Origin of the sequence: Micromonospora rhizosphaerae (assembly GCF_900091465.1) — a bacterium.
GTDB lineage: Bacteria > Actinomycetota > Actinomycetes > Mycobacteriales > Micromonosporaceae > Micromonospora > Micromonospora rhizosphaerae.
This window is the reverse complement of record NZ_FMHV01000002.1, coordinates 111,759-136,734: the sequence shown is the minus strand read 5'-3', so window position 1 is coordinate 136,734 and position 24,976 is coordinate 111,759. Positions and strand designations below refer to the sequence as shown.

General features: G+C 69.2%; 20 protein-coding genes and 3 tRNA genes. 20 read left to right on the top strand and 3 right to left on the bottom strand.

Features of this window, described 5'->3' with window-relative positions; all coding sequences use genetic code 11:
• The first annotated feature begins 91 nt into the window (after nt 1-91).
• Nucleotides 92-1,309 carry a S8 family peptidase gene (locus GA0070624_RS00740; protein WP_091335692.1) on the top strand — a complete coding sequence of 406 codons (1,218 nt, stop codon included), beginning with the start codon at nt 92-94 and terminating at the stop codon, nt 1,307-1,309.
• A 139-nt stretch (nt 1,310-1,448) separates the two neighbouring features.
• On the opposite strand, the gene GA0070624_RS00735 is transcribed toward GA0070624_RS00740, so the two are convergent.
• The 3 genes from GA0070624_RS00735 to GA0070624_RS00725 all read right to left on the bottom strand — a co-directional run bounded on the left by GA0070624_RS00735 (nt 1,449) and on the right by GA0070624_RS00725 (nt 4,699).
• Entirely contained in the window at nt 1,449-2,195 is a 747-nt protein-coding gene (locus GA0070624_RS00735; RefSeq protein ID WP_141714910.1) for a hypothetical protein, read from the bottom strand.
• Entirely contained in the window at nt 2,192-2,920 is a 729-nt protein-coding gene (locus GA0070624_RS00730) for an RNA polymerase sigma factor (protein ID WP_091335688.1), read from the bottom strand. The genes GA0070624_RS00735 and GA0070624_RS00730 overlap by 4 nt, the downstream gene beginning before the upstream one ends.
• Before the next feature lie 1,056 nt (nt 2,921-3,976).
• Nucleotides 3,977-4,699: a VOC family protein gene (locus GA0070624_RS00725; protein WP_091335686.1), complete on the bottom strand. Its 723-nt coding sequence runs from the start codon at nt 4,697-4,699 to the stop codon at nt 3,977-3,979.
• A 691-nt stretch (nt 4,700-5,390) separates the two neighbouring features.
• On the opposite strand from GA0070624_RS00725, the gene GA0070624_RS00720 reads away from it, so the two are divergent.
• The 19 genes from GA0070624_RS00720 (at nt 5,391) to GA0070624_RS00635 (ending at nt 24,688) form a co-directional block, all read left to right on the top strand.
• Entirely contained in the window at nt 5,391-5,942 is a 552-nt protein-coding gene (locus tag GA0070624_RS00720) for a DUF1775 domain-containing protein (RefSeq protein ID WP_245718604.1), read from the top strand.
• A gap of 511 nt (nt 5,943-6,453) precedes the next feature.
• Nucleotides 6,454-6,585, top strand: coding sequence for a hypothetical protein (locus tag GA0070624_RS36305; protein WP_281180932.1), 132 nt, complete (start codon nt 6,454-6,456; stop codon nt 6,583-6,585).
• A 105-nt stretch (nt 6,586-6,690) separates the two neighbouring features.
• Nucleotides 6,691-9,243, top strand: coding sequence for a putative bifunctional diguanylate cyclase/phosphodiesterase (locus GA0070624_RS00715; RefSeq protein WP_091335683.1), 2,553 nt, complete (start codon nt 6,691-6,693; stop codon nt 9,241-9,243).
• A gap of 133 nt (nt 9,244-9,376) precedes the next feature.
• Nucleotides 9,377-9,449 (top strand) — tRNA-Thr (locus tag GA0070624_RS00710).
• Between the two features lie 25 nt (nt 9,450-9,474).
• Nucleotides 9,475-9,547: transfer RNA gene (locus tag GA0070624_RS00705), tRNA-Met, on the top strand.
• Nucleotides 9,548-9,677: 130 nt separating this feature from the next.
• Nucleotides 9,678-9,845: a 50S ribosomal protein L33 gene (rpmG, locus tag GA0070624_RS00700; protein ID WP_046567246.1), complete on the top strand. Its 168-nt coding sequence runs from the start codon at nt 9,678-9,680 to the stop codon at nt 9,843-9,845.
• Nucleotides 9,846-9,967: 122 nt separating this feature from the next.
• Nucleotides 9,968-10,414 carry a MaoC family dehydratase N-terminal domain-containing protein gene (locus GA0070624_RS00695; protein WP_091335681.1) on the top strand — a complete coding sequence of 149 codons (447 nt, stop codon included), beginning with the start codon at nt 9,968-9,970 and terminating at the stop codon, nt 10,412-10,414.
• Nucleotide 10,415: 1 nt separating this feature from the next.
• A complete protein-coding gene (locus GA0070624_RS00690) occupies nt 10,416-10,808 on the top strand; it encodes a MaoC family dehydratase (protein ID WP_091335679.1) in 393 nt (130 codons plus the stop codon).
• Between the two features lie 128 nt (nt 10,809-10,936).
• A tRNA-Trp gene (locus tag GA0070624_RS00685) sits at nt 10,937-11,009 on the top strand.
• A gap of 212 nt (nt 11,010-11,221) precedes the next feature.
• Nucleotides 11,222-11,611 carry a preprotein translocase subunit SecE gene (gene secE, locus GA0070624_RS00680; RefSeq protein ID WP_091335677.1) on the top strand — a complete coding sequence of 130 codons (390 nt, stop codon included), beginning with the start codon at nt 11,222-11,224 and terminating at the stop codon, nt 11,609-11,611.
• Between the two features lie 36 nt (nt 11,612-11,647).
• Nucleotides 11,648-12,370: a transcription termination/antitermination protein NusG gene (gene nusG, locus GA0070624_RS00675; protein WP_091335675.1), complete on the top strand. Its 723-nt coding sequence runs from the start codon at nt 11,648-11,650 to the stop codon at nt 12,368-12,370.
• Nucleotides 12,371-12,554: 184 nt separating this feature from the next.
• Entirely contained in the window at nt 12,555-12,986 is a 432-nt protein-coding gene (rplK, locus tag GA0070624_RS00670) for a 50S ribosomal protein L11 (protein WP_091335673.1), read from the top strand.
• Between the two features lie 82 nt (nt 12,987-13,068).
• Nucleotides 13,069-13,785, top strand: a complete 717-nt coding sequence (gene rplA / locus GA0070624_RS00665; RefSeq protein WP_091335672.1) for a 50S ribosomal protein L1 — start codon at nt 13,069-13,071, stop codon at nt 13,783-13,785.
• 468 nt (nt 13,786-14,253) lie between these two features.
• Nucleotides 14,254-14,799, top strand: coding sequence for a 50S ribosomal protein L10 (rplJ, locus tag GA0070624_RS00660; protein ID WP_091335670.1), 546 nt, complete (start codon nt 14,254-14,256; stop codon nt 14,797-14,799).
• A gap of 55 nt (nt 14,800-14,854) precedes the next feature.
• Entirely contained in the window at nt 14,855-15,238 is a 384-nt protein-coding gene (rplL, locus tag GA0070624_RS00655) for a 50S ribosomal protein L7/L12 (RefSeq protein ID WP_091335668.1), read from the top strand.
• A 574-nt stretch (nt 15,239-15,812) separates the two neighbouring features.
• Nucleotides 15,813-19,244, top strand: a complete 3,432-nt coding sequence (gene rpoB / locus GA0070624_RS00650) for a DNA-directed RNA polymerase subunit beta (protein WP_091335666.1) — start codon at nt 15,813-15,815, stop codon at nt 19,242-19,244.
• Between the two features lie 82 nt (nt 19,245-19,326).
• Nucleotides 19,327-23,214, top strand: a complete 3,888-nt coding sequence (locus GA0070624_RS00645) for a DNA-directed RNA polymerase subunit beta' (RefSeq protein WP_091335663.1) — start codon at nt 19,327-19,329, stop codon at nt 23,212-23,214.
• 163 nt (nt 23,215-23,377) lie between these two features.
• Nucleotides 23,378-23,746 (top strand): hypothetical protein, encoded by a 369-nt coding sequence (locus tag GA0070624_RS00640; RefSeq protein ID WP_091347870.1) that lies wholly within the window; start codon nt 23,378-23,380, stop codon nt 23,744-23,746.
• A 519-nt stretch (nt 23,747-24,265) separates the two neighbouring features.
• Entirely contained in the window at nt 24,266-24,688 is a 423-nt protein-coding gene (locus GA0070624_RS00635; RefSeq protein ID WP_091335661.1) for a hypothetical protein, read from the top strand.
• Nucleotides 24,689-24,976 lie beyond the last annotated feature (288 nt).

The following is a 24,976-nucleotide window of genomic DNA, read 5'->3' as shown; positions in this document are numbered from 1 at the left end:
CGGAGTCGATGCCACGCATCCTTTCCGGGCCTCCGGCAGGCACGCAGCCTCCGTCAGCATCGGCAGCTTTGTCTGCGGAGAGGAAACCCCCATGCGCAGAACGCTGACGGCGGCGCTGTTCGCAGGCGTCGTCGTGGTGGCCGCCACCACCGCCACCGGCACGGCCACCGCCGCCCCGTCAACCAGCGGCTACATCGTCATGCTGCGCGACAGCGCAGCCTCCCCGTCGGTGGCCGCCGAACACGCCCGCGCCTACGGCGCGTCTGTCAGCCACGTCTACCAGTACTCCATCCACGGCTACTCGGCGCAGATGAGCGCCACCGCCGCCGCCCGGATCGCCAAGGATTCCCGCGTCCTGCTGGTCCAGCCCGACGGCGTGGCCACCATCGACGCGCAGACCACGCCGACCGGCATCGACCGGGCCGACGCCGAGCTGAGCCCGACCGCGAAGATCAACGGCGTCGACGAGCGGGTCGACGTCGACGTCGCGGTGATCGACACCGGCATCGACCTCACCCACCCCGACCTGAACGTCTACACCGCCGGCGCGAAGAACTGCTCCACCGGCAGGAGCGCGAACGACGGCAACGGCCACGGCTCGCACGTGGCCGGCACCATCGGCGCGCTCGACAACGGCGTCGGCGTGGTCGGCATGGCCCCGGGGGCCCGGGTGTGGCCGGTACGGGTGCTCAACAACGCCGGCAGCGGCTCGTTCTCGGACATCATCTGCGGCATCGACTACGTGACCGCGCACGCCGGCGAGATCGAGGTCGCGAACATGAGCCTCGGTGGCTCCGGCTCCGACAGCGCCTGCGGCAGCAACAAGGACGCCATGCACGAGGCGATCTGCCGGTCGGTCGCCGCGGGTGTCACCTACGCGGTGGCGGCCGGGAACGAGACCGACAATGCCGCCAACCACGTGCCGGCCGCGTACGACGAGGTCATCACGGTCAGCGCGCTGGCCGACTTCAACGGGCAGCCCGGTGGCGGCGCGGCCCCCACCTGCCGCACCGACGTGGACGACACCATCGCCGACTTCTCCAACTTCGGTGCGGACGTGGACCTGATGGCCCCGGGCGTCTGCATCTACTCCACCTGGAAGGGCGGCGGCTACAACACCATCTCGGGCACCTCGATGGCCAGCCCGCACGTCGCAGGTGGCGCGGCGCTGTACAAGGCGACCCACCCGACGGCCACCCCGAGCGCCGTCAAGTCGGCCCTCCAGTCGGCGGGCACGACCAACTACAGCTGGCCGGCCGGTGACCCGGACGGGATCCAGGAGAAGCTGCTCAACGTCGCCACCTTCTGACCGCCTCGAACGCTTCGGCGTCTCAGCGAGGGGCTCTGCAAAGGGGGCTCCCGGCCGTGGCCGGGAGCCTCCTTTGCCGTCATCAGCGGCTCCGTTGGCTGGTCAGCCACCGGAACCCGGCCGGCACGGCGAGGAAATATCAGGAGGTGGGGCGAGCGGTCGGCGTAGCGGTCGGGTGACCGCCACCAGCGGGTTTGCTGGGAACGCTCGTCGGAGCGCTGTCCGGCTTCCCGGCTGTGTGGGACGGGCGAGCCTCGGTCGGCCGGGCGGTCGGAGTCGTCTTGGTGTCCTTCTGCGCGAGCAGGGTGTCGCAGTAGGCGGCCACCTTCTCCTTGTCCCCGGCGGTGGTGATCAGCACGCCGAACGCGGGGTTCTCCAGCGCCTTGCCGGGGTTGTCGCCGGCCCCGGCCTTGTACGCGCGGCACAGGCCGACCAGCGAGGGTGACGGGGACGCGGCGACCTTCGCCTCGGCCGAAGGCTTCCCCGCCTGCTCGGACGACTTGCCCGTGGCGTGCGGCGAGGGCTGGACGTTCGCGTTGCCGCTCATCGGGTTGGGCAGTACGCCGTTCGCGGCGGCCAGGGCGACGCCGCCGGTAGCGACGACGGCCACCGCTGCGGCGCCGGCGACTTTCAGGGTGAGCAGTTTGGCGAGGGCGGTCTCGAGCATCGAGCGTCTCCGTGGTTGAAGGCCTGGGCCGAGATGAGCCGTCCGGAAGGCGTCCATTGCCGCCTCCTCGCCCGCCCACTCGCCCGGCTGTGCCTGGGCGCGGGTCGCCGCGAGGAGACGAACCAGGGCATCAGGGCCCGCGTGCGGATTCGTCACGTCACCGCCGAGCAGTCGCTCCGCGGTGGTCCGGTCCACCCCGTAGGGCCAGTCTGCGCTCATCTCACGGTCCTCAGCGCCGCAGCCTCTCCCGACGTCACACCCTTCTCGGCAAGTGGGCGCTCGGACAGTGACACCTCCGCTTGCCGTAACCGAGCGGCGAGACGCCGCAGCCCCCGGTAGGCGGCCGTCCGCACGGCACCCGAACGCTTCCCCAGCACCTGCCCCGCCGTCGCGGCGTCCAGCCCCATCACCGCCCGCAGCAGCACCGCCTCCGCTTGATCGCGGGGAAGGGTGCCGATCAGTCGGATGGCGGCTTCCGTTGACATCGACTGCATGGCCTGCATCGCCGGATCCGCCTGGTCGGCCAGGTCACGGAACTCCTCCAAGGGCACTAGGGTGCTGGGCCGGCGGCGCATGCGACGCAGATGATCCATCGCGCGATGGCGGGCGATCGTCGCAGCCCACCCACGGAAACCGTCGTAATCACCCTGGAACGACCCCAGATCGCGCGCGATCTGCAACCAGGCCTCCGACGCCACGTCTTCCGCGTCATCCCCGACCAGGGTGCGCAGGTAGCGCAGGAGAAGTGGCTGAACCGCCCGGTACAGCAGACGGAAAGCCTCCTGGTCACCGCTACGCGCCGCCGGCACGAGAGGCGACAGGTCCCCTTCCCCGCCAGCCGGCCAGGTTCCATCCGCCGCCGACGATGCGTCGTCAAAAACTTTGGCCGGCAGTCGATCGCTGCTGCGGTGACCCCGCCATGCCCTGGCGCTCACGTTCGTCATGATCGGGCAACCACCTGCGGCACCGACACCAACCTCCAGAAGGCATCCGGGAAGGGGGCGTAGCAGGACGAACGGATCCCCCATCCAGCCGATGCTGCTACCTAACCGTGTCAGCGCCCGACGATGCCGTTTCGTCACCACGGCTCGGTTGCCGCTTCCTCCGGAAGCCTGCCGTCTAGCGATGGTGCTGGAGGGTCCGGCCTGACGTCGCAGCGTAGGTAAACCGCACAGTGGACGCATGCGCCCACCCGAGGTGCGGCAGTCTCGTCTCCTCCCACCCCTGGTCCTGAATCTATGGATTGCCGGCGAGGCGGTTTTGAGGCCCGGTACGCAGATCACGAGCTTCGCTCGGCTGGTCTGGGGCTGTGACGGTGCCTGCGTCGCTGTACCTGCTTGCTGTATGGCGGGCGCATGTCCGGGATCAACTGCCGTCCGGCTTGCCCTTCCAACTGATCTTCGGAATTTCGGCGTTCCCGGCATCTGACCTGTCCGCCGATGCGATGATTGGCCATCATTGTCAGATTTGGCCGAATTTGCCTTAGAGGAAGGTCTACCAATGAGGAAGTTGATCACGGGCACCGTAATCGCGGCTGCCGCCGTGCTTGTGCCGGCAGCTCCGGCCTTCGCCATCCATGACCCCAATGTCCCCGCGGGTGTCTGCTCGGCTCCGGGTTCCCAGGCAGTTGGGCATCCGGCGACGGGCAAGGCAAACACCGCCTTCTCGAACACGGTGCTAGAGGTACGCAACAACGCCAACCCCCCCTGCGCCAAGCGCTAGACGAGGTGCGGGCCCGGGCGGGGCGGAAGCACGCACTGACCGAGCGGACCCCGCCCGGACTCACCCACGTCCCAGGGGCCGCCGAGCAGACCGAGGAATCCGAGCTGCCAACGTCCCCGGCCAAGGTCGGACTCGCTTCAAGGTAGAGGTCGCCGGCTGCCCCTGCTCTGGCAGTCCGTCACCGGGCGTGAGCTGGGCAAGGTTGATCTTCGTTGGTCATCGTTGGTCATCGCTGAGCTCTGGCGGCCTGGAGACGGACTGGGGCGTGAGCGGTCGCGCTATCGCGGGGTCAACACACAGAACTCATGGCCATCGGGATCGGCCATGACCACCCAGCTGACCTCGCCCTGGCCGATGTCGATGCGAGTCGCCCCGAGGGAGACGAGACGGTCGACCTCCGCTTGCTGATCACCGTGGACGGGTGGAGCGAGGTCGAAATGCAGCCGATTCTTTCCGGTCTTCGGCATCAATGGCGGACCACCCCACGTGATCTTCGGACCGCCGTGCGGCGAGCGGATCGCGGTCTCTTGGTTCTGGTCCCAGACCAACGGCCAGCCCAGCGCTTCGCTCCAGAAGTACCCGACGTCCTGCGAACCGTCGCACGCAAGCGCTCCGATAAATCCGCAGTCAGCAAGGAAGTTGTTGCCCGGCTCGATGACACAGAACTCATTGCCTTCGGGGTCGGCGAGCACCACATGGCCCTCTTCCGGGCGTTGGCCAATGTCTATGTGCCGGGCGCCGAGTCCGAGCGACCTCGCCACCGTCTGATGCTGGCCCTCGAGGGACGTGCTCGTCAGATCGAAGTGCATCTGGTTCTGGCCGGCCTTCTCATCCTGCGTCGGAAGAAATCGGAGCCGGAACCCGGTGTCATCGCTCGGCAGGAGCGCAATGCCGTCCTGGGGGTCGTCGGCCATCTCCCAGCTCAGGACGCCGGCCCAGAAGCGCGCGAGACGGAGCGGGTCGTTCGCATCGAAGCAGAGCGCGACGAGGTGACAAGTCATTCGGCTCCGCACCTCCGATCTGATGACTCAAAGCCGCAGACAGGGCCACATCTTCCGTGCCCAGGAGGAAAGCAACGCTAGGCGCTCGGGGGCCTGCCACGCAAAGAGAATTGAGTCAGAGGGCGGCGCTTGCCCCCGCGTGGGCGGACAGCCCACACCCGCACGTTGGGCGACCAGCGCGTTTCCTCGGCGTCGTCGTGGCTGTTTACCGGCACAGCGGGATGGGGCTGCGTCATCGACGTAGTCAGTGTCGGGGTAGCCGATGACGTAGCCGCCGCGCCAGCGTACGAAGATCCAGTACTACCGCACGCTCGCCTCGTAGCCAGGGATGGCCTACCGCAAGCACCCCGAACCGCCGGGAAGCCTCGGCTAGCTGGGCACCTGCCTGAGGCAGGCAGGTTTTCCCACCAAACGAAAGGTTTTAGTGCAATCGGGGTAAATTTGGCAGGACGGCCGGAACTAGCCGTACCAGGGGAAGCGACTCACCGACAGCTGCTTGGCATTGTTTACCGGCTGCGGCCCAGGGTTCGCCCATGTCGTAGAGGAGGTCCGCGTGGGTATCGCAGGGCCAGCTCGTCCCGCTCGTGTCGCTCTGGCCGCCGTGGCCGGTGTCGCTACCGTCGTGCTCGCCGCACCCGCCCTCGCCCACGTACAGGTCAACGCCGACAAGCCTCAGGCTGGAGCCCGTGACGTGACCCTCACCTTCACCGGCGAGGCCGAGTCCAACCGCGCTGGCATCAATTCGGAACGAGTGGTTCTCCCACCCGCGATCACCCCCGAACAGGTGCGACTGGCCAAGGCGCCCTTCGGCTGGAGGTTGTCCCACAATCCTGACGGGTTCACGGTGGCCGGGCCCGCGCTGAGGGTTGGCCAGGACGCCGTGTTCGCCGTCACGGTCGCGCAGTTGCCGTCCGACGCCACCGAGCTGCCGTTCAAGACCCTGGAAACCTACGGCGACGGCAGGGTGGACCGTTGGATCGAAATCCCCGAAGCCGGCAAGCCCGCGCCCGCCAACCCAGCCCCGGTGCTCAAACTCAAACCAGCCACCCCGGTACCGACCAGCGCGTCACCGACCCCGACCAGCGCTGCTGCCGCCCCCAGCTCGGCCGCGCCCAACGCCATTCACCGCCCGACCGGCAGCGACAACGCAACCGTGACCAACCTCCTATGGATCTTGCTCATCGCGGTCGCCGTCGCGGCCGCCGCCATCGGCGCCTCCGTCCTCCGGCGACGCCGGCGGTAACACGACGAGATGCGGGCGCCTCCCACCCGAGATTGCCGCCTCACCGCTTGCCCGCCGGCTGTGTGACCTCCGACTTCTGGCCGTCAGGGACACGTAGCGCGGGCATGCCGGCGGGGTCGTGGCGACGGCGTCCGGTCGGCGACTCTCCGTTACGGCGCGAAGCGCAGATTCTTCGAGACAGGGGTAGCGCGGGGTCGGGTCGTTCTGATAGTCAGGGCGGGCAAAGAGGCAGGGCAGGGGCGACCTGCCAGATTCGTGGCTTCGGGGGCACTCAAGAGAAAATCAGCCACTGACACCGAAAGTCCGAGTGTTCGCCAAGTGAACCAACGCATGGCGGACAGGGCGGTGGGGGTATCACCCCGCCAGGCAGGGCCTCCTGCCGATCGGTCGGACTTGTCCGCGTCCCGGCGGAGCCACGCGCCAAGGTCTTTGCTGCCCTCGGCGCTTGTGGCACCATCATGGAATCTTCGCGCCCCCCGTGCTGCCCGTTTCGCCGACAGGAGCCCCACAGATGCCTACTCAAAAGCTGGGTCGGCTGCTCGCTTTGACCCTCGTGCTGGTTGCCCTCTTCGGGGGAGCCGCCACCGTCGCCGGCGTCCAGCCCACCGGCGATGCGACCACTCTTGAATTTGAGTGGACCTAAGCCGCCCGCGGACGTGAGTCTTTCCGGGCGCTCCCCCGGAAGCCCTGACGTGCAGGGTTCGGGCGTGAGAATGGAGCTCACTCTCCGTAATGATGAGGGAGCTTGATGGCAAGTCGTACGGGCGTGGCCCGACGAGCCACGGACAACGCCTGGCTGATCACTGGCCCGTTGGCCTTGCTGGCCGTCATCTGTTCGACCTTCCTCGGCATCGCCTCCCGGGAACCCCACACTGACTGGGGGATCGCCCTTCTGTTGCTCGTCGCCCTCGTGGCCGCGCACCTCCCAGTGCTGACCTTCGTGGTGCGTCGACAGGCCATCTCCGCGACCATCACCGAAATCCCGCTGGTCCTGGCGCTCTACCACCTACCGCCGCTGACCGTCGTCCTGCTGGCGACCCTCGCGGCTCTCATCACCCAGATCCGTCGAAGGCTGGGGCCCGCCAAGTTCGCCTTCAACGTCGCCCGCTCCGCCGCCGCGACCTCGCTCGCCGGTCTGGTCCTGCTTGCGCTACCGCCGATCCGAGGGGGAGTCGGCCCCGGCGCCTGGGGGGTCCTTTTCGCCGCGGTGAGCACCGTCACGCTCGTCACCCTGGCGGCCGTGGTCGGCGTCATCACCCTTCTGCAGGGCTGGCAGGCGGGCAGGGAGGTCGTCAAGACGGCCGGGGTGCCGCTGCTGGCCGCCGCGGTCAACGTGACCGTGGGCCTGATCATCCTCATCGCGGTGGCAAGCACCCGCTGGTCGCTGTTGCTGCTAGGCGCGTTGGCGCTGACGGTCGCGATGGTCTACCGCGCGTACGCCCAGTTCCTCCGGCAGCACCGCACCGTGGCCGACATCTACGAGCTGACCCGGGCGATGACGCAGAGCGGCCAGGACGCAACGCTGCCCGACGCCCTGCTCGGCCGGGTGCGCGCCCTCATGCAGGCCGAGTACGCCACCCTCTGGCTGCCGGCCCAGGGTCGGCATCCCGAGGTCCTGCTCACCGCCAGCGTCGAGGGGCACGGCCTGCTCGACTTCTCCAAGATTCCCGGAACCCTGCGGGAAGGGGCCATCGCGCAGCGCAAGACGATCGCCCTCGGTGCCCGGTTGGGCGGGGACAAGGAGCAGCTCGCGATCCTCCGGGAGGCGTCGGCAAAGGACGTGATCATCGTCCCGCTCCGGTCCGGCCAGGCGGTGATCGGCACCCTCGAGGTAGCCAATCGGCTCGGCGGCATCGGATTCTTCACCCCCGACGACGTCCCGGTCCTGGAAACCGTGGCCGCGCACGCCGCCGTCGCCTTGGAAAATTCGCGGCTGGTCGACCGGCTGCGGCACGACGCGTACCACGACGCGCTGACCAAGCTGCCGAACCGGCGGCGGATCACCGGCGCGCTCGACGAGGCGGTGAAGATCCGGGCGCCCGGCGAGGTGGTCGCCGTGCTGCTCTTCGACGTGGACCGCCTGCGGCAGGTCAACGAGTCGCTCGGGCATGCCGCGGGGGACAAGGTCCTCGTCGAGGTCGCCGAGCGGCTGCGCGCCTGCGCCCCGTCGTCCGCGCTCGTGGGCCGGGCCGGGGGCGACGAGTTCCTGGTGACCCTGCGGCTGGAGAACGCCGAGGCGGCCGTGGAGTTGGCCACGCAGCTGCGTGAGCAGATCCGCGACGAGATGGTCTTCGACGCACTCACCCTGGACGTGGACACCGCCGTCGGGGTGGCCGTACACCCTGATCACGGCAGCGATGCCGCGACCCTGCTGCAACGGGTGGACCTGGCCGCGACGGCGGCCAAGTCGGTCCCCGGCAGCGTGCAGCTGTTCAACCCGGCGCTGGAGTCCCGCTCGCTGCGCCGCCTCGGGCTCGCCGGCGACCTGCGCCGCGCCCTCGACGAGGGCGAGCTGGAGGTCTACTTCCAGCCCAAGGTGACGCTGCGGGACCGGCGGCTGCTCGGAGTCGAGTGCCTGGCCCGCTGGGAGCACCCCACGCACGGCACGGTCGCCCCGGAGGACTTCGTCGCGGTGGCCGAGCACACCGGCCAGCTCGGCCGGCTCACCGAGGTGGTGCTCCGGGAGGGGCTCCGGCGCAGCCGGGACTGGGCCCACGCCGAGCAGCCGCTCGCCGTCGCGGTCAACCTCTCCGCGCGTACGCTCACCGACCCCCGCTTCCCGGACCGGGTACGCGAGCTGCTCGACGAGTACGGCGTGCCGCCGCAGCGGCTCACCTTCGAGATCCGGGAGGCCGGGGTGCTGGACGGCACCGACCGGCCGGTACCGACCCTGCGCCGGCTGCGCGACCTCGGCGTACGGCTCTCGGTGGACGACTTCGGCACCGGGTCCTCGTCCCTGGCCTACCTGCGCCGGCTGCCGGTGCACGAGGTGAAGGTGGACCGCTCGTTCGTGCAGGGCATGGCGACCGATCCCGGCGATCTGGCGATCGTCAACGCGGTGGTCACGCTCTCCCAGCAGTTCGGTCTGGCGGTGGTGGCCGAGGGCGTGGAGAGCGAGCTGACCCTCGAACTGCTCCAGGACATCGGGTGCGAGATCGGTCAGGGGTTCCTGTTCAGCCGGCCCCTGCCGTACGAGCGGCTGGAGGCGTGGTTCGGCGCCCAGGTGGAGTCCGAGCCGGCGGCGGGCGCGGAGGCGCCCCGGCTGCGGATCGTGCCCGACCGCTCCGTGACCCTGCTCTGAGCTGGTAAACGCTCCGTGACCCTGCTCTGAGCTGGTAAAATAGAGGTCACGCCCGGCACGGGGGGATCCGATTTCACCTCCAGGGCCGCGCCGTGTACTCTTACCTCTGCGCGCCCCACGAGAGATCGCGCAGGCCCCCTTAGCTCAGTCGGCAGAGCGTCTCCATGGTAAGGAGAAGGTCTACGGTTCGATTCCGTAAGGGGGCTCAACGGGTCCGGCTGGACCCACCACGGCGGTGTAGCTCAGATGGCAGAGCAAGCGGCTCATAATCGCTGTGTCGCCGGTTCAAGTCCGGCCACCGCTACTCGTCCTCCGGGCTCGCTCCCGGTGGCCGGTGGGATGGGCGCCACAGGCGCCCACTTTGCATGTCCGCGTTGTCAGCGCGTAGGCTGATGCGCCCGTAGTTGTTCCGTTAGCGAGGAAGGCACTCCGCCGTGGCGAAGGCGACCGATGTCCGGCCGAAGATCACTTTGGCGTGTGTGGAGTGCAAGGAGCGCAACTACATCACGCGCAAGAACCGCCGCAACGACCCGGACCGCATCGAGCTGAAGAAGTTCTGCCCCCGGGACGGCAAGCACACGCTCCACCGCGAGACCCGCTGACCCACGGCCGGCCGAGCCGGCCCGGTCCCGCAGCACCTCCGAACGCCGATTCGCGCGGACGGCGGCCCCAAGCCGCCAACCCGTACGGATCGGCGTTCGTGTTTTCCGTGTAGGTTCGCCGCATGTCCCTGGACCCGTCCTTCGTCGGCCGGACCTATCCGCCGACCGCCCCCTACCAGGTGGGCCGAGAAAAGATCCGCGAGTTCGCCACCGCCATCGGCGCCACCGATCCGGCCCACCACGACCCCGAGGCCGCCCGCGCGCTCGGGCACCCCGACGTGGTGGCCCCGCCGACCTTCCCCGTGGTGGTCACCATGGCCGCCAGTCGGCAGATCATCGAGGACCCGGTTCTCGGCGTGGACTACAGCCGGGTGGTCCACGGCGACCAGCGCTTCGCGTACACCCGGCCGGTGGTGGCCGGTGACGAGCTGGTCTGCGTCAACACCATCGAGGAGATCACCAGTCGGGGCGGGCACGGTTTCCTGACCACCCGCACCGACGTCAGCACCGCCGCCGGCGAGCCGGTGGTCGCCGTCTGGTCCAAGATCGTCGTACGCGGGGAGGCCTGACATGGAGCTGCCCACCCAGACGTTCCGGGTGACCCGCGCGGACCTGGTCCGCTACGCCGGCGCCTCGGGCGACTTCAACCCGATCCACTGGAGCGACCGGATCGCCACCAAGGTGGGTCTGCCCGGGGTCATCGCCCACGGGATGTTCACCATGGCCCTGGTCGGCCGGGCGGTCACCAGGTGGGCCGGGGCGCCCGACGCGGTGGTCGACTTCGGCGTCCGGTTCACCCGGCCGGTGGCGGTCCCGGACGACGACCAGGGCACCGAGATCGAGGTCAGCGCGGTGGTCAAGGAGCTCACCGAGGATGGCCTGACCAGGCTGGACGTGACCGCGACCTGCCTGGGGGAGAAGGTGCTCTCACAGGCCCGGGCGACCATCCGGACGCCCCGCTGACGGGCGCTCCGACGCGCGAGGGGCAGACCGGTTGGGAAAGTCGTACGACTACCCGTACACTGGTCCGCCGTGGGGCAAGTGACCCCTGCCCGGCCGTGCCTGGTCGAGCGGGGTGAGAGTTGCCGCACAGGGGTGTAGCTCAATTGGCAGAGCAGCGGTCTCCAAAACCGCAGGCTGCAGGTTCAAGTCCTGTCACCCCTGCGCCTCAGGCCTGACCGTTCCCGTGGGTCGCGCCGCCCAACGGCGGCGCTCGGCCCGTGGTGGTGGCACCGGCGGGGTGGTTCCGAGGCATCGGGGCCCTCCCGGTGGGTCCGCCGGCCGCGGCCCGTCGCGGGACGGTTGGTCCGGCTGGCGTGATCACACGCCGCGCACGCCGATCGGCGTGCGACCCGATATCCCGCACGGAGGGCGAAGTGGCCGAGAGCAAGCGGCGCCGCGAGGACGCCGACGACGAGCGTCTGAATGACGAGGTCGTCGACGACGTGGCCGGCGACGACGCCACCGGCGCGGACGAGCCGGTCTCCCGGGGTGGCACCGCGACCCGTGCGCGGGCCCGGGCCGAGTCGGCCGACAAGCCGAAGACCCGGAAGGAAACCGACCGGGTGGGGCTGTTCGCCCGCATTGCGCGGTTCTTCCGCGAGGTGGTCGCCGAACTGCGTAAGGTCATCTGGCCGACCCGCAAGGAGCTGCTGACCTATACGGCGGTGGTGGTTACCTTCGTGGCGGTGATGCTGGCGATCGTGGCCGGCCTGGACTACGGCTTCGCGAAGGCGGTGCTGTGGGTCTTCGGCAACCCCAGCTGACCGGCTACTGAGCGATAGTGACGGAAGTGAGCGAGCGTGCCTGAGTACGACGAGACCGCCGAGACCTCGGACGAGCAGTCCACGGTGGCGACGGCGGCCAACCAGGAGTCGGTCGAGGCCGCCAGCGAGCAGCAATTCGCGACGACCGAGCCCGCGGCGGAAGAGGAGTACGACCCGGTCGCCGAGCTGCGCCAGAAGCTGCGCTACGCCCCGGGCGACTGGTACGTGGTGCACTCGTACGCCGGCTACGAGAACAAGGTCAAGACCAACCTCGAGACCCGGATCACCTCCCTCGACATGGAGGACTTCATCTACCAGGTCGAGGTGCCGACCCGGGAAGAGGTCGAGGTCAAGAACGGCAAGCGGTCCCAGGTTCAGGCGAAGGTCTTCCCGGGCTACATCCTGGTCCGGATGGAGCTGACCGCCGAGTCCTACTCCTGCGTCCGCAACACCCCGGGGGTCACCGGCTTCGTGGGGGCGACCGACCGGGCTGACCGCCCGGCCCCGCTCTCCCTCGACGAGGTGCTGAAGTGGCTGGCCCCGGCGGTCGAGGCGGTGGAGAAGAAGGCCAAGCCCGAGGTCAAGGTCCTCGACTTCGAGGTCGGCGACTCGGTCACCGTCACCGACGGCGCCTTCGCCTCGCTGCCGGCCACGATCAGCGAGATCAACGCCGACCAGCAGAAGCTCAAGGTCCTGGTGTCGATCTTCGGCCGGGAGACGCCGGTCGAGCTCAACTTCAACCAGGTCGCCAAGATCTGACGTACGGTCACGCCGGCGGTGGGCTCCCAGCCCGCCGCCGGCGTGTCGTTTCGCCGTCCCGCCGGACCTCGGCGGAGGGGGCGGCGGACGGCTGCGCTACCCTAGAACGTCGCCGTCGTCGCATCGCGCTGACCGTGCGCGCCCGCGGCCGGCACTTTCCCAGTTTCAAGCCCCAGGAAGAGACATGCCTCCGAAGAAGAAGCTCGTCAAGACGTTCACGCTTCAGCTGCCGGCGGGCCAGGCCACCCCGGCGCCGCCGGTCGGCCCCGCGCTCGGCCAGCACGGCGTGAACATCATGGAGTTCTGCAAGTCCTACAACGCGCAGACCGAGTCCCAGCGGGGCGACATCGTCCCCGCCGAGATCAGCGTGTACGAGGACCGGACCTTCACCTTCGTGCTGAAGACCCCGCCCGCCGCCCGGCTGCTGATCAAGGCCGCCGGTGTGCAGAAGGGCTCGGGCGTCCCGCACAAGGAGAAGGTCGGCACCGTGACTCGCGCCCAGCTGCGCGAGATCGCCGAGAAGAAGATGGCCGACCTCAACGCCAACGACCTCGACCAGGCTGAGAAGATCATCGCCGGCACCGCCCGGTCGATGGGCCTGAACGTCGCCGACTGACGTCAGCCACCACCCGCCGGATCAGTTCGTGGGAGGGCGCGCGGTGACCGCGGCCCGCCATAGACCACAGGAGTAACCAGACATGCAGCGCAGCAAGAACTACCGCAAGGCCGCCGAGGTCATCGACCGGTCGAAGCTGTACGCCCCCGCCGAGGCCGTCAAGCTGGCCAAGGAGACCACCAACGTCAAGTTCGACGCCACGGTCGAGGTCGCGATGCGCCTCGGCGTCGACCCCCGCAAGGCGGACCAGATGGTCCGCGGCACGGTCAACCTGCCGCACGGCACCGGTAAGACCGCCCGCGTGATCGTCTTCGCCGCCGGCGCGAAGGCGGAGGAGGCCACGGCAGCGGGCGCGGACGAGGTGGGCACCGACGAGCTGGTCGCCCGTATCCAGGGCGGTTGGCTGGACTTCGACGCGGCGATCGCCACCCCGGACCAGATGGCCAAGATCGGCCGGATCGCGCGGATCCTGGGCCCGCGCGGCCTGATGCCGAACCCGAAGACCGGCACGGTGACCATGGACGTCACCAAGGCCGTCTCGGACATCAAGGGCGGTAAGATCACCTTCCGGGTGGACAAGCACTCCAACCTGCACCTGATCATCGGCAAGGCCTCGTTCACCGAGGCTCAGCTGGTCGACAACTACGCTGCGGTGCTGGACGAGGTGCTCCGCGCCAAGCCGTCCGCGGCGAAGGGCACGTACCTCAAGAAGGTCACCCTCACCACCACCATGGGCCCGGGCGTCCCGGTCGACCCGAAGCTGGTGAAGAACCTGCAGGAGGCCCCGGCCGAGGCCTAGCATGGCTCCCGCAACGGGGCCCCGCCACGACAGTGGTGGGGCCCCGTTCGTCTGTCCGCTGTCGCGGGCTCGCGGCATGCGGCACACCGGCCCTACCCGGCCCGTCGACGGCACGACGTGCCGCAACCGGAGTCGATCATGAAATCGGGTGAGGGTGACTGGCGGCACGAGGGGGCGATTTGGCGGAACCGGGACCCCTCGCGTAACCTTCTGGCGTAGTTCCACCCAGAGACCGCTGGTCACCGTGCCCCGGCACGGTCGAAGGTCCCGCGATGACGGGCGACCCGCGCAGGGCGGCAAGCGAAAATCGGCTGTGAACGTGGTCCGCCGACCATTGCTCATATCGCCGGCCCTCGCCCCGTGCGCCCTGCGCCGGGGCTTTTCTCGTTGTCGTGTTGCCTCCGGCGCCGTCGAGGAGCATCCCGCTCGCCGACGGCGACCAGCTCCGAGCAACGAGAGAGGAGGGACATGGCGGACAAGCCGATCCGGGCCGACAAGGCCACGGCCGTCGCTGAGCTGACCGAGAGCTTCCGTAACGCGGGCGCTACGGTGCTGACCGAGTACCGCGGTCTGACGGTTTCCCAGCTCACCCAGCTGCGGCGCTCGCTCGGCAAGGAGACCACCTACGCCGTCGCCAAGAACACGCTGGCCAAGCGTGCCGCGGTCGACGCGGGCATCTCCGGCCTCGACGAGCTGTTCACCGGTCCTACCGCGCTGACTTTCGTTTCGGGCGACGTCGTCGAGGCGGCGAAGGGGCTTCGCGACTTCGCGAAGGCCAACCCGAAGCTCGTCATCAAGGGCGGTGTCTTCGAGGGCAAGGCCATTTCCGCGGCCGAGGTCACGAAGCTCGCCGACCTGGAGTCCCGTGAGGTGCTGCTGGCCAAGCTGGCCGGCGCGATGAAGGGCAACCTGAGCAAGGCCGCGGCCCTGTTCCAGGCTCCGCTCTCCAAGGCCGCCCGTGCGGCGGCCGCCCTGGCGGACAAGCGCGAGAAGGAAGGCGCCGAGGCGGCCTGAGGCCTCCCGGCGCACCCACGTTCTTAGTTAAGACATTCAGGAAAGGACGCCAGACATGGCGAAGCTCAGCACCGAAGAGCTGCTCGACGCGTTCAAGGAGATGACGCTGATCGAGCTCTCCGAGTTCGTGAAGCAGTTCGAGGAGACCTTCGAGGTCACCGCCGCCGCCCCGGTCGCCGTGGCCGCCGCCGCCCCGGGTGCCGCTCCGGCCGAGGCCGAGCCGGAGAAGGACGAGTTCGACGTCGTCCTCGACGCCGACGGTGGCAAGAAGATCCAGGTCATCAAGGTCGTGCGTGAGCTGACCGGCCTGGGCCTGAAGGAGGCCAAGGACCTGGTCGAGGCCGCGCCGAAGGCGGTCCTGGAGAAGGTCAACAAGGAGACCGCCGACAAGGCCAAGGCCAAGCTCGAGGGCGAGGGCGCCAAGGTCACCGTCAAGTGACCTGAGGTACGACCAGCGCGCGTCTGGCTCACGTGAGCCGGGGCACACCGCGTCGCGGCGGGCGGTGATCCGGGAACGGATCACCGCCCGCTGTGGTTGGTGGCTACCCGGCGGCAGCGGCGTGAGCAGGGCGTCCAGCGTCCCTCGTACGGCTATCCAGCGGTGCCCGGTGGTAGCCCGTCGGTGGGAAAGACACCCCGACCGGTAACCGGCCCTTGACGCGGCCCCGGCCTGCCAGGCACGCTGACACCAGCAAGACCTTCCGCGCTTGCAACGGCCACCACTTGGGTATGGCAGCGGTAGCACCAGCACCGCGGTACCCGAGCGACCCGGCGGGAACGTCGCGTTCCGAGCGGCCCGGTGAGACCCGGTTTTCCAGGGTCCCGAGGCAAGTTCCGCGACGACCTGCGGGGTGGGCTGGACAGCGGTTAGCCTCTCGGCTACACTGCTAGTTTGCGCTGCCTTCCGACTTGACCCCTGCTCGGAAATGTCCGTTTGCGGATATTTCTGGTGGGGTCATTGGAGTGCACGCATACCAGCCGTTCTGCAGCACCGGTCCTCGGAAGGACGCATCTTGGCAGCTTCCCGCCCTGCGAAGACCAGTCGTACGTCGAGCGCTTTCGCTCCCCGCCGAGTTTCTTTCGGCAGGATCACCGAACATCTTGAGGTCCCCAACCTCCTCGCCATCCAGAACGAGTCCTTCGACTGGCTGGTCGGCAACGAGGCTTGGCAGGGCCGGTCGGCGAACGACCCGCACGCACGCTCGGGTCTCGCGGAGATCCTCGACGAGATCAGTCCCATTGAGGACTTCTCCGGCACCATGTCACTCTCCTTCTCGGCGCCGCGCTTCGACGAGGTCAAGGCCTCGATCGAGGAGTGCAAGGAGAAGGACCTGACCTACTGCGCCCCGCTGTTCGTGACCGCGGAGTTCACCAACAACACCACCGGCGAGATCAAGAGCCAGACGGTGTTCATGGGTGACTTCCCGATGATGACGCCGAAGGGCACCTTCATCATCAACGGCACCGAGCGCGTCGTGGTCAGCCAGCTCGTCCGGTCCCCGGGCGTCTACTTCGACAAGCAGCCGGACAAGACCTCCGACCGCGACCTCTCCAGCGTCAAGGTCATCCCGAGCCGGGGTGCCTGGCTGGAGTTCGACATCGACAAGCGCGACACGGTCGGCGTCCGCATCGACCGCAAGCGCCGGCAGGCCGTCACCGTCCTGCTCAAGGCCATCGGGTGGTCCGCGGACCGGATCCGCGAGAAGTTCGGCTGGTCTGAGCTGATGATGACCACGCTCGAGAAGGACCACATCGCCGGCCAGGACGAGGCGCTGCTCGACATCTACCGGAAGCTCCGCCCCGGCGAGCCGCCGACGCGCGAGAACGCCCAGACCCTGCTGGACAACCTCTTCTTCAACCCGAAGCGGTACGACGTCGCCAAGGTCGGTCGGTACAAGTTCAACAAGAAGCTCGAGCTGGACGTGCCGATCACCACCGGCACGCTGACCGAGGACGACATCGTCGCCACCGTGGAGTACCTCTGCCGGCTGCACGCCGGTGAGGAGGGCTACGAGGCCGACGACATCGACCACTTCGGCAACCGCCGCCTGCGCACCGTGGGTGAGCTGATCCAGAACCAGGTCCGGGTCGGCCTCTCCCGCATGGAGCGGGTCGTCCGCGAGCGGATGACCACCCAGGACGTCGAGGCGATCACGCCGCAGACCCTGATCAACATCCGCCCGGTGGTGGCGGCGATCAAGGAGTTCTTCGGCACCTCGCAGCTGTCCCAGTTCATGGACCAGACCAACCCGCTGGCGGGCCTGACCCACCGGCGCCGGCTGAGCGCGCTCGGCCCGGGTGGTCTGTCCCGGGAGCGGGCCGGCTTCGAGGTCCGCGATGTGCACCCGTCCCACTACGGCCGGATGTGCCCGATCGAGACGCCGGAAGGCCCGAACATCGGTCTGATCGGCGCGCTGTCCACCTTCGCCCGGGTCAACCCGTTCGGCTTCATCGAGACGCCGTACCGGAAGGTCGTCAACGGTCGGGTCACCGACCAGATGGACTACCTGACCGCGGACGAGGAGGACCGGTTCGTCAAGGCGCAGGCCAACGCCCCGCTGAAGTCCGACGGGTCGTTCGCCGAGGACCGCGTCCTGGTCCGCCGTAAGGGCGGTGAGACCGAGGACGTGCCGCCGGAGGCCGTGGACTACATGGACGTCTCGCCGCGGCAGATGGTCTCTGTCGCGACCGCGATGATCCCGTTCCTCGAGCACGACGACGCCAACCGCGCGCTCATGGGCGCGAACATGCAGCGCCAGGCGGTGCCACTGGTCAAGGCCGAGTCGCCGCTGGTCGGTACGGGCATGGAGTACCGCGCGGCCGTGGACGCCGGCGACGTCGTCGTCGCCGAGGTCGGCGGTGTGATCGAGGACCTCTGCGCGGACTACATCACCGTCCACCAGGACGACGGCCACCGCCGGACGTACCTGCTGCACAAGTTCCGCCGCTCCAACGCCGGCTCCTGCGTCAACCAGAAGCCGGTCGTCTTCGAGGGCGACCGCGTCGAGGCCGGCCAGGTCATCGCCGACGGTCCGTGCACCGACGAGGGCGAGATGGCGCTCGGGCGCAACCTGCTCGTGGCGTTCATGACCTGGGAGGGCCACAACTACGAGGACGCGATCATCCTGTCGCAGCGCCTCGTGCAGCAGGACGTGCTCACCTCGATCCACATCGAGGAGCACGAGGTCGACGCGCGAGACACCAAGCTCGGCCCGGAGGAGATCACCCGCGACATCCCGAACGTCAGCGAGGAGATGCTCGCCGACCTGGACGAGCGCGGGATCATCCGGATCGGCGCCGAGGTCGTCCCGGGCGACATCCTGGTCGGCAAGGTCACGCCCAAGGGCGAGACCGAGCTGACCCCGGAGGAGCGGCTGCTCCGCGCGATCTTCGGCGAGAAGGCGCGCGAGGTCCGGGACACCTCGCTGAAGGTGCCGCACGGTGAGACCGGCACGGTCATCGGCGTGCGTACCTTCTCCCGCGAGGACGGCGACGAGCTGCCGCCGGGCGTCAACGAGCTGGTCCGGGTCTACGTCGCCCAGAAGCGGAAGATCCAGGACGGCGACAAGCTCGCCGGCCGGCACGGTAACAAGGGCGTCATCTCCAAGATCCTGCCGATCGAGGACATGCCGTTCCTGGAGGACGGCACCCCGGTCGACATCGTGCTCAACCCGCTGGGTGTGCCGAGCCGGATGAACATCGGGCAGGTGCTGGAGACCCACCTCGGTTGGGTCGCCAAGACCGGCTGGAGCGTGGACGGCGACGACGCGGACTGGAAGAAGGCCCTGCGCTCGATCGACGCCCACGAGTCCGAGCCGGACACCAACGTGGCCACCCCGGTCTTCGACGGTGCCCGCGAGGCGGAGATCTCCGGTCTGCTCGCGTCGACCCTGCCCAACCGGGACGGCAAGCAGCTGATCGGCTCCAGCGGCAAGGCGCAGCTGTTCGACGGTCGCTCCGGCGAGCCGCTGCCGGACCCGATCGCGGTCGGCTACATCTACATCCTGAAGCTCAACCACCTGGTCGACGACAAGATCCACGCCCGGTCGACCGGCCCGTACTCGATGATCACCCAGCAGCCGCTGGGTGGTAAGGCGCAGTTCGGTGGCCAGCGCTTCGGTGAGATGGAGTGCTGGGCGATGCAGGCGTACGGCGCCGCCTACGCCCTGCAGGAGCTACTGACGATCAAGTCCGACGACGTCCTCGGCCGGGTGAAGGTCTACGAGGCGATCGTCAAGGGCGAGAACATCCCCGAGCCGGGCATCCCGGAGTCGTTCAAGGTGCTCCTCAAGGAGCTGCAGTCGCTGTGCCTCAACGTCGAGGTGCTCTCCAGCGACGGTGTGGCCCTGGAGATGCGCGAGACCGACGACGAGGTGTTCCGGGCCGCGGAGGAGCTGGGCATCGACCTGTCCCGGCGCGAGCCGAGCTCGGTCGAAGAGGTCTGAGGTGAGCGGTCGGGAGCCGGTCCGCCGGCTCCCGACCCCCGCCCAATAGCTAAGCAGTACAGACGACGACATAGGGGACATAGTGCTCGACGTCAACTTCTTCGACGAGCTGCGCATCGGCCTCGCCACCGCCGACGACATCCGTCAGTGGTCCCACGGCGAGGTCAAGAAGCCCGAAACCATCAACTACCGCACCCTCAAGCCGGAAAAGGACGGGCTCTTCTGCGAGAAGATCTTCGGCCCGCAGCGGGACTGGGAGTGCTACTGCGGTAAGTACAAGCGGGTCCGCTTCAAGGGCATCATCTGCGAGCGCTGCGGCGTCGAGGTGACCCGGTCCAAGGTCCGTCGTGAGCGGATGGGGCACATCGAGCTGGCCGCTCCGGTGACCCACATCTGGTACTTCAAGGGCGTGCCGAGCCGGCTGGGCTACCTGCTGGACCTCGCCCCGAAGGACCTCGAGAAGATCATCTACTTCGCCTCGTACGTCGTGACGAGCGTGGACGCCGAGGCGCGTCACCGTGACCTCGCGACGATCGAGAACGAGATCCTGGCCGAGAAGCGGCAGGCCGAGAACAGCCGCGACTCGGAGATCGAGAAGCGGGCCGCCAAGCTTGAGGCCGACCTGGCCGAGCTGGAGGCCGAGGGCGCCAAGGCGGACGTCCGGCGCAAGGTCAAGGAGGGCGGAGAGCGCGAGATGCGCCAGATCCGCGACCGGGCCCAGCGCGAGATCGACCGCCTGGACGAGGTGCTGGACACCTTCCGCAAGCTGGAGCCGAAGCAGCTGGTCACCGACGAGCTGCTCTACCGCGAGCTGCGCGACCGGTTCGGCGAGTACTTCACCGGCGGCATGGGCGCCGAGGCCATCAAGGCGCTGGTCCAGAACATGGACCTCGACGCCGAGGCGGAGAGCCTGCGCGAGACCATCCGTACCGGCAAGGGCCAGCGGAAGATCCGGGCGCTCAAGCGGCTCAAGGTCGTGGCGGCGTTCCTGAACACCCGCAACTCGCCCCTCGGCATGGTGCTGGACTGCGTCCCGGTCATCCCGCCGGACCTGCGTCCGATGGTGCAGCTGGACGGTGGCCGCTTCGCGACCTCCGACCTGAATGACCTGTACCGCCGCGTGATCAACCGGAACAACCGCCTCAAGCGGCTGATCGACCTCGGCGCGCCCGAGATCATCGTCAACAACGAGAAGCGGATGCTCCAGGAGGCCGTCGACGCGCTGTTCGACAACGGCCGTCGGGGTCGGCCGGTCACCGGCCCGGGCAACCGCCCGCTGAAGTCGCTCTCCGACATGCTCAAGGGCAAGCAGGGTCGGTTCCGCCAGAACCTGCTGGGCAAGCGCGTCGACTACTCCGGCCGTTCGGTCATCGTGGTCGGCCCGAAGCTCAAGCTGCACCAGTGCGGCCTGCCCAAGCAGATGGCGCTGGAGCTGTTCAAGCCGTTCGTGATGAAGCGGCTGGTCGACCTCAACCACGCGCAGAACATCAAGTCCGCCAAGCGGATGGTCGAGCGGCAGCGGCCGGTCGTGTGGGACGTGCTGGAAGAGGTCATCGGCGAGCACCCGGTGCTGCTCAACCGGGCGCCGACCCTGCACCGGCTGGGCATCCAGGCGTTCGAGCCGCAGCTGGTCGAGGGCAAGGCCATCCAGATCCACCCGCTGGTCTGCACCGCGTTCAACGCCGACTTCGACGGCGACCAGATGGCGGTCCACGTGCCGCTGTCCGCCGAGGCCCAGGCCGAGGCGCGGATCCTGATGCTGTCGTCGAACAACATCCTCAAGCCGGCCGACGGCAAGCCGGTCACCATGCCGACCCAGGACATGGTCATCGGCCTCTACCACCTCACCCACCTCACCCCCGGTGAGAAGGGCGAGGGCCGGGCGTTCAGCTCGGACGCCGAGGCGCGGATGGCGTACGACAACGGCGAGCTGCACCTGCAGGCCCCGGTCAAGATCCGCCTGCGCGGCATCATCGGCGTCGACAACGGCGCCGGCGCCGAGCCGTGGGTCGCTCCGGAGGGCTGGGTCGAGGGCGAGCCGCTGACCGTGGAGACCACCCTCGGCCGGGTGCTGTTCAACGAGACGCTGCCGCAGGGCTACCGCTTCGTGAACTACGAGATCCGCAAGGGTCAGCTCTCCGCGATCGTCAACGACCTCGCCGAGCGCTTCCCGAAGGTGGCGCTGGCCGCCACCCTTGACGGGCTCAAGGAGGCCGGTTTCCACTGGGCCACCTGGTCCGGCGTCACCATCGGCATGGAGGACGTCATCGCTCCGCCGCGCAAGCGGGAGATCCTGGAGCGGTACGAGAAGGAAGCCGACCGGATCGACAAGCAGTACCAGCGTGGTCTGATGACCGCCGAGGAGCGCCGCGGCGAGCTCATCGAGATCTGGACCAAGGCGACCAACGAGGTCGCCAAGGAGATGGACACCGCGCTGCCGCAGGAGAACCCGCTGTGGAAGATGATCAACTCGGGTGCCCGCGGTAACCTGCTCCAGCTCCGGCAGATCGCGGCGATCCGTGGTCTGGTGGCCAACCCGAAGGGCGAGATCATCCCGCGGCCGATCAAGGCCAGCTACCGGGAGGGTCTGTCCGTGCTGGAGTACTTCATCTCCACGCACGGTGCCCGCAAGGGTCTCGCCGACACCGCCCTGCGTACCGCCGACTCGGGTTACCTGACCCGTCGTCTGGTGGACGTCTCGCAGGACGTCATCATCCGCGAGGAGGACTGCGGCACCGACCGGGCCATCCCGATGCAGATCGGCGAGCGGATCGACGGCAAGCTGGCCGTGCACGAGCACGCCGAGACCAGCGTGCACGCCCGGACCCTGGCCGACGACATCAAGGGGCCGGACGGCGCCGTGGTCGCCGAGCGGGGTCAGGACCTCAACTCCATCCTGGTCGACAAGATCGTCGCGGCCGGGGTGGAGACGGTGCGGGTGCGCAGCGTGCTCACCTGCGAGTCGAAGCTGGGCGTCTGCGGTGCGTGCTACGGCCGCTCGCTGCCGACCGGCAAGACCGTGGACGTCGGCGAGGCGGTCGGCATCATCGCCGCCCAGTCGATCGGTGAGCCGGGTACGCAGCTGACGATGCGTACCTTCCACACCGGTGGTGTCGCGGGTGAGGACATCACCCAGGGTCTGCCCCGGGTCCAGGAGATCTTCGAGGCGCGTGTGCCGAAGGGCAAGGCGCCGATCGCGGAGACTCCGGGCCGCATCCGGATCGAGGACGGTGAGCGGTCGCGCAAGATCGTCATCATCCCGGACGACGGCAGCGACGAGATCGTGCACGACAAGATCTCCAAGCGGGTGCGTCTGCGCGCCCACGACGGCGATCACGTCGAGGTCGGCGAGAAGCTCACCGAGGGCACCATCGATCCGCACGAGCTGCTCCGGATCCTCGGCCCGCGCGCGGTCCAGGTCCACCTGACCCAGGAGGTCCAGGAGGTCTACCGCTCGCAGGGTGTGCTCATCCACGACAAGCACATCGAGATCATCATCCGCCAGATGCTCAAGCGGGTGACGGTCATCGACTCCGGCTCGAGCGAGTTCCTGCCGGGCGTGCTGGTCGACCGGGCACTCTTCGAGTCGGAGAACCGCCGGCTCGTCTCCGAGGGCGGCGAGCCCGCGGCGGGCCGCCCGGTGCTGATGGGTATCACCAAGGCCTCGCTGGCCACGGACTCCTGGCTGTCGGCGGCCTCCTTCCAGGAGACCACCCGGGTGCTGACGGACGCGGCGATCCACGCCCGCAGCGACTCGCTGATCGGCCTCAAGGAGAACGTGATCATCGGTAAGCTCATCCCGGCCGGTACGGGCATCAGCAAGTACCGCAACGTCCGGGTCGAGCCGACCGAGGAGGCGAAGGCCAAGGTCTACTCGATGACCGGCTACCCGGAGACCGACTACGGCTTCGGGCCGGCCAGCGGCCAGGCGGTTCCGCTGGACGACTTCGACTTCGGGTCGTACCGCTAAGCGCCACGCAACGACGAGGCCCCCGGCAACCGCCGGGGGCCTCGTCGTGTCTCCGGCTGCGCCAGTCCTCGGGGTGCTCCGGGTGGCGTAACCTCGGCGCGGCGCTCGGCGGGATGGAACAGCGCGGGGGCACCGGCCGGGCCGGAGCGGCATGATGGTGGGCATGACGACCGCACCCGGGCCGGTGCCCGTCGCGCAGCAGGGGCCGCGCCATCCGCTCGATCCTGAGCCGATCCGCTCGACGAAGGCGCGCGCGGTCTTCGCCCTTGGCCTGATCGGGGCGTTGACCGGGCTCTTCGTCGGCGGGGTGGTGGCGTCGACCGTCGCCCTCCAGTTGGCCCGGCAGGCCCGCCGGGAGGCGTACGCCTCGGGTGGCTTCCTCACCGGCGGGGACTGGCTGCGGCGGGGGGAGCGGCTGGCCTGGACCGGCCTGGTGCTGGGCGCCGTCGCGGTGGTGGCGGCGGTGGTGATCGGCGTGGTTCGGCTCGCCGACGCCCCGTTCGCGCACGACTACGGCCCGAACATGGACTGACCGCCCGGGGAGCGTCCGTCCCCGGCGAGGGGATCCGCGACGGTAGCCTGGCCGGTGTCCGCCGCGTGGGGGGACGACGGGACACGTCGACAGGAGGAGTTCGTGACGGAATCGGCCCCACCGGCGGGAGGCGAGCCGACCCGGCCCTCCGCCAGGCAGGACGCCGTCGAGCCCGCCTCGGGTGCCGGCGCGACGAGCCCGTGGGCCGCGCCGGGCGCCGGGTTGGACGAGGGGCCGAGCGTGTCGCCGGAGGTCGCCCCCGTCGGGTACGCCCCGCCGCCGGTCTCGCCGCACCCGGGCCAGCAGCCTCCGTCGGGTCCGTACGGCCAGCAGCCTGCCTCGGGGCCGTATCCCGGACCGCAGGGTCCGTCCGGACCGTTTCCAGGGCACCCGCAGCCGTCCGGTGGCGGGTGGCCGGCACCGGGGTCGTACCCCGGAGGGACGCCGCACTTCCCGGCGCCGCCGCCCGGTGGCGCATGGCCGCCGGCACCGCCGGCCACCGGTCCCCGGCCCGGGCCGGTGCCACCGCCCCCGCGCGAGCCGGCCCGCCCACCGAAGCGGGTCGACCCGGTCCCCGGGACGCCCTTCGGGGTCGTCCACCTCGACGTGCCGCCGGTGACCTCCGGGCTCGCGGTGGGGTCGCTGGTGACCGGGATCGCCTCCATCCTGGTCTCGCTCGTGGTGCTCTGCTTCGGCCTGGCCGGCCCCGACTACGGCGGCGCCTGGGCGGCCGGGGCGTTCACCGTGCTGGGCGCGCTGGCCGGGACGGCGGCGATCGTCGCCGGCCTGCTCGCCCGCCGGCAGATCCGGCGGCCGGCGCCGCCTCCGGCCGTCCGCTTCACCGGCCATGGGCTCGCGGTCGCCGGTCTCAGCTGCGGCGGGACGGGTCTGCTGCTCAGCCTGGTCGGTCTCGGCCTGGCGCTGGTGGTCCAGATCGCGTGATCCGGGTCGCATCCGGCCGTGGCGCGGCCGACCTGCCGGTTCGGTGGGCCGGGCGGCTGCCTGCCCGGGCTGACTCGGGGCCGACGGGCCGATCCGTAGGAAAGCCGGTACACTTGTCACCGTAGGTGCCCATCACGGGTGGGCAGGGAGGACAGGTTCGGCCGGTGGGCTGCGAGGGCAGTTCTCCCGGACCGCTCCGTTTTGACCTGCGCGGCTGTGGTAGGTACTCTTTCCTCTTGTGCCCGGGCAAGCCCGGGCAATGCGTGCGTGCGTTGGAGCCGGTCGCCC